The sequence below is a fragment of the Streptomyces albidoflavus genome, assembly GCF_000719955.1.
Classification (GTDB): domain Bacteria; phylum Actinomycetota; class Actinomycetes; order Streptomycetales; family Streptomycetaceae; genus Streptomyces; species Streptomyces albidoflavus.
The window spans coordinates 17,173-29,938 of record NZ_JOII01000018.1; the positions used below are offsets into that span (position 1 = coordinate 17,173).

The 12,766-nt window shown below is 74.1% G+C and carries 7 protein-coding genes; all 7 read right to left on the reverse strand.

The features are described 5' to 3' along the window. Nucleotides 1–81 precede the first annotated feature (81 nt). A complete protein-coding gene (locus tag IF45_RS0119430) occupies nucleotides 82–5,313 on the reverse strand; it encodes a type I polyketide synthase (RefSeq protein ID WP_030308611.1) in 5,232 nt (1,743 codons plus the stop codon). Between the two features lie 146 nt (nucleotides 5,314–5,459). Next, entirely contained in the window at nucleotides 5,460–7,631 is a 2,172-nt protein-coding gene (pabB, locus tag IF45_RS0119435; protein WP_030308613.1) for an aminodeoxychorismate synthase component I, read from the reverse strand. Nucleotides 7,632–7,827: 196 nt separating this feature from the next. After that, entirely contained in the window at nucleotides 7,828–8,598 is a 771-nt protein-coding gene (locus IF45_RS0119440; protein ID WP_008414605.1) for a thioesterase II family protein, read from the reverse strand. A gap of 114 nt (nucleotides 8,599–8,712) precedes the next feature. Beyond that, entirely contained in the window at nucleotides 8,713–8,907 is a 195-nt protein-coding gene (locus tag IF45_RS0119445; protein ID WP_008414609.1) for a ferredoxin, read from the reverse strand. A gap of 46 nt (nucleotides 8,908–8,953) precedes the next feature. After that, a complete protein-coding gene (locus tag IF45_RS0119450) occupies nucleotides 8,954–10,135 on the reverse strand; it encodes a cytochrome P450 (protein WP_003946523.1) in 1,182 nt (393 codons plus the stop codon). Nucleotides 10,136–10,229: 94 nt separating this feature from the next. Next, nucleotides 10,230–11,288 carry a DegT/DnrJ/EryC1/StrS family aminotransferase gene (locus IF45_RS0119455; protein ID WP_030308614.1) on the reverse strand — a complete coding sequence of 353 codons (1,059 nt, stop codon included), beginning with the start codon at nucleotides 11,286–11,288 and terminating at the stop codon, nucleotides 10,230–10,232. 54 nt (nucleotides 11,289–11,342) lie between these two features. Further along, nucleotides 11,343–12,719, reverse strand: coding sequence for a glycosyltransferase (locus tag IF45_RS0119460; protein ID WP_023420838.1), 1,377 nt, complete (start codon nucleotides 12,717–12,719; stop codon nucleotides 11,343–11,345). Nucleotides 12,720–12,766: the final 47 nt, after the last annotated feature.

Consider the following 12,766-nt stretch of genomic DNA (forward strand, 5'->3'; position numbering starts at 1 on the left):
CCGTCCGGAACGCGGTCGGTCAGGGGTGCCCGACGGCTCGCCCGGGACGGACGCCGCCGAGGAGCCGCCGGGCGGAGAGAGTCACGGGGCGCCGCCGTCCATGAGGCGGAACAGCTCCTCGTCGGAGGCGTCGTCCAGATCCAGCGGACCGCTCGCGACGGCCGCCGTTCCGGTGCTCGACGGAGCCCACCGGCCGGCCAGGGAACGCAGCCGCGCCGCCGTGTCCGAGTCGACCTCGGCGCCCGAGACGAGCAGCGCCTCCAACTCGTCCACCAGGGACACGGCGTCCCGGCGGCCCGGGACCGAACTCCCCCGGAGCGTCTCGCCGATGAGGCGGGCCACGGCCGTGGGGGTGGGGTGGTCGAAGATCAGGGTCGGGGGAAGCCGCACGCCGGTGACGGCGGTCAGCCGGTTGCGCAGCTCCACCGCCGTGACGGAGGTGACGCCCAGCTCGGTGAAGGCCGTGCCGGCTCCGGCGGCGGAGATCTCACCACCGGTCACCGCCGCCAGCTCGGTCCGCACCAGTTCGGTGACGAGCGCCTCCGCCTCACCGCCGGACAGCCCCGCCAGCCGCCCGGCCAGGTCCGGAACGGTGTCGGCCGCCCGGCCGCCCGGCAGGGACAGCCCCGCGACCACGGAACCGGACGAGGCCAGCCAGTACGCCTCGTGCTGGAAGGCGTAGGTCGGCAGCGGCACCGCGCGGGCCTCCGGCAGCACCGCCCGCCACTGCACGTCCAGGCCGAGCGCGTGCAGCCGTACGGCGGCGGCCAGTGCCGCCCGCTCCTCGTCCACGTCGCCCCGTACCACCGGCTCCACGGCGGGGCCGTCGCCGCTCTCCGGCTCGCCCAGGCACTCCTCGACCATCGGGGTGAGTGCGGCCTCCGGGCCCAACTCGACGTAGATCTCGGTGTGTTCTCCGGCAAGATGGCTGATCGCGTCGGCGAAGCGGACGGTGTCCCTGGCATGGCGTACCCAGTGGTCCGGGTCGCGGGCCTCCTCGGCGGTGAGCGGCCGTCCGGTGACGTCGGAGACCAGCGGAACCTGGGGCGCGGCGAACGACAGCCCGGCGACCGTCGCCCGGAACTCCGCGAGCATCGGCTCCATCAGCGGAGAGTGGAAGGCGTGGCTGACCATGAGCCGACGCGTCTTGTGCCCGGCGGCGGAGACCTCCGTGACGACCTCGGCCACGGCCTCCTCGGTGCCCGACAGCACCACGGACCGCGGACCGTTGACGGCGGCGACGGTGACCCCGGCGGTGCGTCCGGCCAGGAGCGGCAGGATCTCCGCCTCGGAGCAGCGCACCGCCGCCATGGCGCCGCCCGGCGGCAGCGCCTGCATCAGCCGCCCCCGCGCGGCGACCAGGGCGCAGGCGTCCGGCAGGGAGAGCACCCCGGCCACGTGGGCGGCGGCGATCTCGCCGACCGAGTGCCCCACCAGCCGGTCGGGGACGATCCCCCACGACTCCAGAAGCCGGTACAGGGCGACCTCGAACGCGAAGAGCGCGGGCTGGGCGTAGCCCGTGCCGCCGAGGAGCCCCGCCTCGTCACTGTCCGGCGCGGCCCACATGACCTCGGTCAGCGGCCGTTCCAGCAGCGGGTCGAGGAGCGCGCACACCTCGCGCAGAGCGTCGTCGAAGACCGGGAAGGCGGCGGCGAGCCCGCGCCCCATGCCGAGCCGCTGGCTGCCCTGCCCGGTGAGGACGAAGGCGGTCCCGGGGGCGGGACCGAGCGGGCCACGGACGATGCTCCCGGGTGCCTCGCCACGGGCGAAGGCGTCGGCGGACGCGACCAGCCCGTCCCGGTCGCCGCCGGTCAGCAGGGCGGTGCGGGGGTGCAGCGCCCGGGTGGTGAGCAGGGAGTACGCGAGGTCGCGTGCGGACGCCTCCGGGTGGGCGGCGGCGTGTGCGGCCAGGCGCCGGGCCTGGCCGCGCAGCGCGTCCGCATCCTTGGCCGACACCAGCCACGGCACGGCGGCACGGGGGGCGGCGGCTCCCGCGTCCGCGCTCCGCTCCGTGCCGGCGGCGGGCGCGGGTGCCTCCTCCAGGACGAGGTGGGCGTTGGTGCCGCTGATGCCGAAGGACGAGACGCCCGCGCGGCGCGGCCTGCCCTCCTCGCGGGGCCAGTCGCGGGCCCGCGTCAGCAGCTGCACGGTGCCGGGAGACCAGTCCACCCGGGAGGTGGGGGTGTCGGCGTGCAGGGTGGCCGGGAGCAGGTCGTGCCGCAGGGCCAGCACCATCTTGATCACGGCGGCGGCGCCGGCGGCGGCCTGCGTGTGTCCCAGGTTGGACTTCACCGAACCCAGCCACAGCGGACGGCCCTCCGGCCGGTCCCGTCCGTAGGTGTCGAGCAGCGCCTCGGCCTCGATGGGGTCGCCGAGGGCGGTACCGGTTCCGTGCGCCTCGACCACGTCCACCTCGGCGGCGCGGACACCGGCGTCGGCCAGGGCCTGCCGGACGACCCGGCGCTGGGCCGGCCCGTGGGGGGCGGTGAGTCCGTTGGAGGCGCCGTCCTGGTTGACGGCGGAGCCGCGGATCACCGCGAGGACCGGGTGGCCGTTGCGGCGGGCGTCGGAGAGCCGCTCCAGCATGAGCAGGCCGGCCCCCTCCGACCAGGCGGCTCCGTCGGCTCCCTCGCCGAAGGACTTGCAGCGGCCGTCGGGGGAAAGGCCCCGCAGCCGGGAGAAGCCCACGAACGCGGCGGGGGTGGCCATCACGGCGACGCCGCCGGCCAGCGCCAGGTCCGACTCGCCGGAGCGCAGGGAGCGGCAGGCGAGGTGCAGGGCGACCAGCGAGGAGGAGCAGGCGGTGTCCACGGTGAGCGCCGGACCGCTCAGCCCGAGGGTGTAGGCGATCCGCCCGGAGAGCGCGCCGCCCGCGGTGCCCACCGGCAGCAGGCTCTCCAGCTCCCCGGCCGGGTCGGACGCGCCGGCCGCGTAGTCGTGGTACATCGCGCCGGTGAACACACCGGTACGGCTGCCCCGCAGGGTTCGCGGGGCGATGCCGGCGCGCTCCACGGCCTCCCAGGCCGTCTCCAGCAGCAGCCGCTGCTGCGGGTCGGTGGCGAGGGCCTCCCGCGCGGACATCCCGAAGAAGCCGGCGTCGAAGTGGGCCGCGTCGCGCAGGAACCCGCCCTCGCGCGCCACCGAGGTGCCCGGTGCGTCGGGGTCGTCGCCGAAGAGGGCGTCCAGGTCCCAGCCCCGGTCCTCGGGGAAGCCGGACACGGCGTCGACGCCGTCGCGCAGCAGCTCCCACAGCGCCTCGGGGGAGGTGGCGCCGCCGGGCAGGCGGCAGGCCATGGAGACGATCGCGACGGGCTCGTCCTCGTGGGTGGACGCAGCCGGGCTCTCCTCTGCGGCCGGGGAGGAGAGCCCGGCCAGTTCCCGGGCCAGGGCGGCCGGGGTGGGGAAGTCGAAGGCGAGTCCGGCGGGCAGCGTCAGCCCCGTGGCCTCGGCGAGCGCGTTGCGCAGCCGTACGGAGGCGACCGAGTCCAGACCGTGGGCGCGGAAGGTGGTGTCCGGCCCGATCGGACCGGCGGCGGCGGGCCGCGCGCCGTCCTCGCCGGGCACGGCGGCCAGCACCTCGGCGACGGCGGTCACCACCAGCTCCAGCGCCGTCCGGAGACCGGGACGCGGCGCCCCGGCGGGAGGGACGGCGGTCCGCTCGGCGGCCTCGGCGAGGTACTGCTCCAGCGCCCGCCGGTTGATCTTCCCCGCGGGAGTGCGGGGCAGCTCGGGAAGGGCCACCAGCTCCAGCGGAATCTTGTACTCGGCGGTGCCCAGGCCCCGGAGATGAGCCGTCACCTCGTCGAGCCCGACCGTGCCGCGCGGGCGCGGTGCCGTGCCGTCCGCCGGTGCGGCGGCCGGCCGTTCGGTGACCACCAGGACCGGGTACTCGCCCAGACGCGGGTCCGGCGCGGCGACCACGGCGAGCGGGCCGATGTCCGGCAGGTCCGCGAGGAGCGCCTGGATCTCCACCGCGTTGAACTTGCGGCCGCCGACGTTGATCAGTTCGGCCGACCGGCCGTGGAAGGTGACCAGGCCGTCCTCGCCGATCGAGGCGAGGTCGCCGGTGCGCAGCCAGCCGTCCTCCGACACCACCGACCGGGTCAGCTCCGGCTCGCCGAAGTAGCCACGGAACATGCTGGGACTGCGGTAGTACAGCTCGCCGGGCTGCCCGGGCGGGCACGGGGCGCCGTCCTCGTCCAGGACGCGCATCTCGGCGTCGCGGGTGGGCCGGCCGACGCTGCGGGAGACCACCTCCGGCGCGTCGGCGGAGAGGCTGCTGGTGCCGTTGCCCGCCTCCGACATGCCCCACACCACCACCAGCGTGGTGTCCAGCGCCTCCCGCACGTCGCGGACGAGCGCCGGGGGCAGGGCCGCTCCGGCGGTGAGGATCCGGCCGGGCCGGAAGCCGGGGCCGTCCGCGTCCTCGCGCACCCGGGTGACCAGGTCGTGCAGCTGGGCGGGGACCGCCACCACCACGCTGGGCCGCTCCCGGCGGGCCAGCTCCAGGAACCGGCCGACGTCCCACCCGGACAGCAACACCTGGCGGCCGGCGCGGAAGAGCGCCGAGTACGCCGACTGGAGGCCGAAGCAGTGGGTCAGGGGGCACGCGGTGATCAGGGTGCCCGCGTAGGCGTCCGCGGTGTCCTCGGTGGCGGCCCGGGAGTTGGTGAGCAGCCCCTCGTGCGAGTGGAGGCAGATCTTGGGCCGCGCCGAGGTGGTGCCCGAGGACGGCAGCAGCAGGAACGGCGAGTCCGGGCGCACCTCGACGGGCAGCGGGTCCTCTCCGGACCACCGCTCCAGCATCTCGGTCACCGTCTCGGTGCCCTCGCCCGCCGCGTCGCCCGTGACGAGCACGGCGCGCAGCTCGGGCAGGACCTCGCGCAGCGCCGTGCCGCCGAGCGGGCCCCCACCCTCCTGGGTCCGCGCCGTCAGGACGACGGCGGCGGGCCGGACCCGTTCCAGCAGGGCCCGGACGTCCGAGGGGGCGTTGCCCTGGTGCACCGGCATCGTGACCGCCCCGACCGAGGCGGCGGCCAGATGGAGCGTCAGGTACTCCCAGCTGTTGGGCAGGTGCAGGGCCACCACGTCGCCGGAGACGACGCCGGACTCCTGGAGGCCGCGCGCCAGCGCGTCCACCGCCGTCCGCCAGGCGCTCCAGGTCAGGGCGTACTCCCCGTCCACCAGGGCCACGGCGTCGCCGCCCCGGTGCACGGCGTCGGCGAACACCCGTGGCAGCGTCAGCCCGTCCAGGGTCCTGCCGGTGGTGGAGGGCGGATCGGTCACGTAGTCGTGTGCGTGGACGGGCACCATCACTCCCGGGATGTCGAGCGTCGCCGTCAGAGGGGGGAACGGTTCCAGGCTCTTGCCACGGGGCCCGTGTTTTCCCTAGAGATGCGGCCGGTGCCGGCCGCGCGGGGCCCCGGCGGCCCGCCGGACCGCCGGGGCACCCCGTGAGGTCACCCGGGCAGGACGAGGTCCTTCGGAGCACCCGCGTCCGTGCCGTCGTCGGGTTCCCCGTCGAGGTCCTTGCCGGGAGCCTCACGGCCCGGGAAGGCGGTGTCGAGGAGACGCAGCAGCGGGGCGGCCTTGACCGCCGTCTCCTCGAACTCGTCGGCCGGGTCGGAGAGCGCGATGACGGCGCCGCCGACGCCGTAGCGCAGCCTGCCGCCGCTGAGCACCACCGTGCGGATCACGATGGACAGGTCCACCGCGCCGGTGAGGGAGAAGTAGCCGATGGCGCCCGAGTAGACACCGCGCGGCCCGCCTTCCAGCCGGTCGATGATCTGCATGGTGCGGATCTTCGGCGCCCCGGTCATCGACCCGCCGGGGAAGGCCGCCCGGACCGCCGCCACCGGGCTGCTGTCCTCGCGCAGCCGCGCCGTGACGGTACTGACCAGCTGGTGCACGGTCGCATACGTCTCGACCTGGAACACCGGGTCGGCGACGACCGAGCCGACCTCGGCGCACCGCCCCAGGTCGTGGCGGACCAGGTCGACGATCATCAGGTTCTCGGCGCGGTCCTTCTCGCAGGTGGCCAGGGCGCGTACGAGCGCGGCGTCCTCCTGCGGGGTGGCGCCGCGTGGCCGCGTGCCCTTGATCGGCTTGGACTCCATCCGCCCGTGCCGGTCGATGCGCAGGAACCGCTCCGGAGAGCTGCTGAGCACGGCCATGGGACCGAAGTCCAGGAACGCGGCGAACGGGGCGGGGCTCACCCGGCGCAGCGCGCGGTAGGCCGCCCACGGGGTGAGGTCGGTGTCCGCCTCGGCCATGTTGGTCAGGCAGACCTCGTAGGTCTCCCCGGCGGCTATCTCCTGCTGGCAGACGTCGATCAGCTTCAGGTAGCCGTCCCGGTCGTGGCGCAGCTCCACCGGACCCGTCGTGCACACGGGCGCCTCGGGGCACGGCTCGGGCTCCCGCCCGGCGACGGCGTCCAGGGTGGCGGAGGCCGCCGCGAGCCAGGCGCGCGCCTCGGCCTCGGCGTCGTCCTCCACCAGCGCCAGCAGGTAGGTGGTGCGGGTGCGGTGGTCCAGCACCAGGGCCCGGTCGGCGAAGACCAGCACGGCGTCGGGATCGGGTGAGCGGTGCGCGGCGTCGCCGTCGCACTCGGCCTTCAACTCGTAGCCCAGGCAGCCGACCCAGCCGAGCGCGAACGCGAAGGGAAGTTCCGGCACCTCGGTGCGCAGCCCCGCCAGGTCGTTCTCCAGCCAGGTCAGGAAGGCGCTCTCGACCGTGCTGCTGGCGCCGTCGGCTCTCACCGTGACCGTTCCGGCGTGCACGTCGGCCTTGGCGGTCCGGGCGAGGGGGCCTGAGGCGTCGCCCATCACGGAGAGCTGGCCCAGCTCGCCTCCGGGACGGCTGCTGTCGAGCCAGAAGGGATGGTCGCCGGTGCGGAACAGCGAGTCGAAGGCGACCTCGGCGTCCCAGCGCGTGGGCAGCGACTCGGCGATGACCCGGAGCCGCCGTGGCGTGCCGGTGGTGGTCGTCGTCTCCCGGGCGGGCGCGGGGGGCGGGAGCGTGCCGCGCCCCGCCCGGGCGCCGCGGCGCGTTCGGCCGTGGCGCTCGGTGAGGTCGCGGAAGTTGGCCAGCAGCCGGTGGCCGTCCCGGGTGCCGATCGACTCGGGGTGGAACTGCACTCCCCACAGCGGCAGCGTGCGGTGGCGCAGCGCCATCAGGACCCCGTCCTCCGACCAGGCGGTGGCCTCCAGCTCCGGCGGCAGTTCCGTCACCGCGAGGGAGTGGTACCGCACCACCTCCAGCGGCTGCGGCAGCCCCTCGAAGAGCCCGGTGCCGTCGTGCCGTACCGCCGAGGTGCGGCCGTGACGGGGCTCGGGGGCCCGCCCCACCCGGGCGCCGTGGGCGAGGGCCATGCCCTGGTGGCCCAGGCAGACGCCGAGCACCGGCAGCCGGCCCTCCTCGGCGATCCGGGCGCACAGGCCGAAGTCGGCCGGGCGGTGCGGGGTACCCGGCCCCGGGGAGAGCACCACGTTGTCGAACGCGTCGAGCAGACCAGGCCGCCAGGCCGGGTCGTCGTTGCGGATGACCTCGGGTTCCCGGCCGTTGGCCCGGGAGAGGTAGTGGAAGAGGTTGTAGGTGAACGAGTCGTAGTTGTCGACGAGAAGGGTGCGCATGTGTCCTTGTCCCTCAGGCGCGTGAGCGGAAAGTGACGGGGGAGGCGGTCGGACGGGATCGCCGTCCGGGCCTGTGCGGGCTCTCCGGTGGTGCGGACGACGTCCGCCGCGTACGCGCGTACGCCGTCGGCGGTGCGTCGGTCACGGCTCCAGCGCCTGCCCGGCCGGCGGTCCCGCCGCCGGCCGGGCCGGACGCTCAGGCGGCCGGGGCGGCCCGGTCGGGGTGGAGGGCCTGGGCGATCTCCGTGTTGACCGCGTCGAGGTGCTGGGTGAGGAAGAAGTGCCCGCCCGTGAAGACCCGCAGCCGGAACGGCCCGGTGGTGTGGTCGCGCCACCGCTCGGCCTCCTCGACGGTGGTCAGCGGGTCGTCCTCGCCCGTCAGCACGGTCAGCCCGCAGGCCAGCCGGCGGTCCGGAGGGCAGGTGTAGGTCTCGATGGCGCGGTAGTCGCCGCGCAGCGCGGGCAGCGCCATGCGGAGGATCTCCTCGTCGCCGAGGACACCGGCCGCCGTGCCATTCAGCCGCTTCATCTCCGCGACGATCCCGTCGTCGTCCCTCGTGTGGACCCGTTCGGCGCGGGTGGTCGAGGGGCCGCGCCGTCCGGAGGCGATGACGGTGCGGGGACCGGCGCCCTTCTGCTCCAGCCGCCACGCCGTCTCGAAGGCGAGCGCGGCCCCCATGCTGTGCCCGAAGAAGACGGTGGGCCGCTCGTCCAGCGGGAGCAGCTGCTCGGTGATCAGGTCGGCCAGCGTGCCGAGGTCCGGGACACAGGGCTCCTTGCGGCGGTCCTGCCGGCCCGGGTACTGGAGCGAGACGACCTCGGCGCCCGGCGCGAACCGCGCCGAGACCGGGTGGTAGAAGCTGGCGGAGCCGCCGGCGTGCGGGAAGCACACCAGCCGTACCGCGTCGGCCTCGGCCGGGTGGTACCGCCGCAGCCAGCGGGCCGCGGTGTCGTCAGCGGTGGTCACGGGGGAGTCCCTTCGATGGTTCTGGCGCCGGTCGGTGTTCCGCCGGCGGCGGGTCCGCGGGTGCGAGGGCCGGGCCGGACGGGGCACCGGTACCGGTCCGCGCACCCGGCTGGTTCAGTCCTCCTGGAGGACGACCGAGGCCGACGGGCACAGATCGCCCGCCGTGCGGACCGCCTCGTGGTCCCGCTCGTCGGGCTCCGCGCGGAGCAGGACCACGACGCCGTCGTCGTCCTGGTCGAAGACCTCCGGCGCGTTCAGGACGCACTGGCCTGCTCCTACGCACTGCTCGCTGTCGACGGTGACACGCATGATCGTTGGCTCCTCGGTGGATGGGGGGTCCGTCGGCGGCGCCCGGCTACCAGCGCACCGGCAGCTCGTGCAGCCCGAACAGGATCCCGTCGTACTTGTAGGCGAGCTGGTCCTCGGGCACGGCCAGCCGCAGCTCCGGGATGCGCTCGAAGAGCTTGCGGTAGGCGATCTCCATCTCGACCCGGACCAGGTTCTGGCCCAGGCACTGGTGGACGCCGTAGCCGAACGCCACGTGACGGCGCTCGGTGCGCTCCGGGTTGAAGGCGTGCGGGCAGCCGAACGCCTCGGTGTCGTGGTTGGCGGAGGCGAGCAGCGGCACGATGCCCTCGCCCTTGCGGATGGTCTGGCCGGCGATCTCCACGTCGTCCACGGCGACGCGCAGGGCCACCATGTCGGCCACCGAGTGCAGGCGCAGCAGCTCCTCCACGAGCCGGTCGTCGCCGATCCACTCCCGGTGCGAGAGCAGCGTGACGACGCCGAGCCCGATGTTGTTCGCCGTGGTCTCGTGGCCCGCGATCAGCAGGAGCAGCAGGACGCCCGACAGTTCCTCGTCCGAGAGCTTGCCGGTCGACAGCAGGCGGCTGATGAGGTCCTCGCCGCGCCACTTCTTCTTGATGACGATGAGCCGGTTGATGTACCGCAGGAGCTGCCGGGTGGCCTCGGCGCGCTCCTCGTCGGTCGAGGTGCGGATGGCGACCAGCGTGCGGGTGCGGGACTCGAAGAAGTCCCGGTCCGCCGACGGCACGCCCAGCAGCGCGGAGATGACCAGGGACGGTACGGGCAGCGCGAAGTCGTTCACCAGGTCCGCGGTGTTCCCGCCGGCCAGCATCGCGTCGATCCGCTCGTCCACGGTCCGTTCGATCGCCGGCCGCAGCTCACGGACGCGGCGCACGGTGAACTCGGGGATCAGCACCTTGCGGAAACGGTCGTGCTCGGGGGAGTCCAGACCGACGAACCAGCCGGGGATCTGCTCCTGCTTGGGCACCCCCATCGTCTCGCCGACGTTGGGGAAGCCCTCGTTGTCGGGGTTGGCGCTGATCCGGGGATGGGTGAGGACCGCGCGCACGTCCTCGTGCCGGGTCACCAGCCAGATCGGCCGGCCGTTCGGCAGGTGGGTCTGGACCAGGCCGTTCTGCTTCCGGTGTTCGGCGTACTGGGACAGCGGCAGCGGTTCCCGGGGCGTGCGCCGTGGGAAGTCGACCACCGTCGGGCCGGGGCTGGTCGTCATGTCCGCTCCTCGTTTCTCTTCCTGCGTCGGCTGGTGCCGCGCCCGGTCGGGCCGGCGGCGGGCGGTCTGCGCGGCCCGCTGCACGGGCCGTCGGTCAGCCCGCGCGGTAGAAGTCCCGGACGGCGCCGGTGATGTACTCCTGGTCGGCGGCGGTCAGCCCGGTGTGGGTGGGCAGGTACAGGCCGTCCTCGCTGAACCGGTGGGCGTTGAGCGTCGGCCACACCGGGTCGAGGTAGCCGGGCTGGCGGCTCATCGGCTTGAAGAACAGCCGGGTCTCGATGCCGCGTTCGTCCAGGTGAGCCCGGAGTTCCTCGCGGCGCTCGGCACGCAGGTCGTACATCCACAGGACGTCGCGGGCAGGCATCAGGGTGATGCCGGGCAGGTCCTTGAGCCCCGCGTCGTAGCGGGCCTCGATCTCCCGGCGGGTGGCGAGGATCTCGTCGAGCCGCTCGGTCTGGGCCAGGGCGACGGCGCCCTGCATGGCCGTCATCCGGTAGTTGTAGGCCAGTTTCTTGTGCAGGAAGCTGTGGTCGCGGGTGAAGGCCATCGCCCGCAGATGGGCCAGCTGTTCGGCGAGCCGGGGATCGTCGGTGAGGCAGACGCCCCCCTCGCCGGCCGTGATGATCTTGTTGGCGAAGAGCGAGAAGCAGGCGATGTCGCCGACCGGGCGGACCCCGTGCGCCTCCGCCGAGTCCTCCACCACCCGCAGGTTGTACTGCAGGGCGAGGTCCATCACGGCGTCCATGTCGCAGCGCCGGCCGTAGACGTGCACCGGCATGACCGCCCGGGTGCGCGGAGTGATCTTCTCCTCGATGCGGGTGACGTCGATGTTCAGGTCGTCGCCGCAGTCCACGAAGACCGGGGTGGCGCCGGTGTAGGTCACCGCCCACGCGGAGGCGACCATCGTGAACTCCGGCACGATCACCTCGTCACCCGGGCCGATGTTCAGCGCGCGCAGCGCCAGGGTGAGGGCGGCGGTGCCGGAGGAGCAGGCCACCCCGTGCGCCACGCCGTTCCACTCGGCGAAGGCTTCCTCGAAGCGCCGGACGTACGGTCCCTGGGAGGAGATCCAGCCGCCGGAGACGGCCTCGGAGACGTACTCCAGTTCCCGGCCGTCCAGAGCGGGCCGGGAGACGGGATGGGTGAAGGCCATGGGGTCCTCGCTGCTGTCGGTCGATGGGTCAGGCGGCCTCGGGCGCGGCCGCTGTCATGCCGCCGGGAGCAGGCCGGTCACGAGATCGGCGGCGGCCGCACGGCCTCCGGCCGCCCGCTGCAGGGCGCCCAGGCGTTCGGCCTCGGTACGGAAGGCGGGGTCGGAGGTGACCCGGGTCAGCTTGTCCACCACGTCGTCGGGGTCGACGGTGTGCGGCTTGTCCAGGGTCAGGCTGATGCCGAAGTCGCGGCCCCGGACCGCCTGGTCGAAGCAGTCCACCCACAGGGGCCGCACGACCTGCGGCTTACCGAAGTAGACGCCCTCGTGGTAGGCGTTGCCGCCGCCGTGCGAGAAGAAGACGGAGACGTTCGGGTGGGCCAGCACGTCGAGCTGCGAGGGCACCCAGCTCTCCACCCGCAGGTTGTCCGGCAGCGACCCGGCCTCGGGCAGCAGGTGCTGCTGCTCCTTGGGCAGCTTCCACAGGAACTGGTGGGTGCCGGACATCCGCCGGGCCACCTCCACCAGCGCCGCGACCTCCTCGCGGGTGAGGCGGGTGATGGTGCCGAAGCCCATGTAGACCACCGACGACTGCGCGTCGAGCCACCTGGTGACCTCGTCGTCGTCCGGTGCCTCGGGCAGCGGCGGCAGCACGGCGCCCACCAGGCTCACCCGGTCCGGGATGTCGAAGGGGTAGTCCAGTTCCGCGACGGAGGAGCACACCACGGCGGCGGCCTCGTCGACCCGGGTCATGGCGTTCGGCGGGGCGATGCCCAGCTCCTTGCGTATCGCGGCGTCCTCGCGCAGCAGTGCCGCCATGTCCGGGTGCAGGAACATGCCGAGCGTCCGCCACTTGAACAGCGTGTTGGCCAGCTTCTGCCGCACCGACATCCGCGCGGGCAGCCCCGAGTTGGGCACCGGGAAGCTCTTGGGGGTGTACGAGGCACCGAACGGGTTGTGCGAGGTCAGGACGTTGCTGGCGACGAACGGCACATTCAGCACGTACGGGATGCCCCGGGCCAGGGCCAGGTCGACGCCGAAGCCCGCGACGCAGTCGACGACCATCAGCGCCGGCCGGACCTCGTCGACGACCTGCTCCAGCTCGCGGTACTTGCGCGCCTGGAGCGCGGGCCGGTAGGACTGCCGGACGACCGCGCGGTGGGCCTTGAAGCGGGAGGACTGGGTGACCTCGCGGTACACCGCGTCGTCCCAGGTCACCGCCGACAGTTCGGGGACCACCTCGCCCAGCGAGGCGAACGACACCTTGGAGACGTCGGAGAGCGCCTCCACCTCCTCGCGCCGGTGCTCGTCGGTGGCGAACCACAGGTCCGGCACACCGCGCCGGGCAAGCTCCCCGGCCAGCACCAGCAACGGGTTGAGCAGCCCGCTCTCGGGGAGACTGACGAAGAGGATCGGCCGGGCGGCGGAGTCCATGGGAGCCCTTTCACGAAGTGACGGCGACAGTCGTCGCGGCCCGCCGG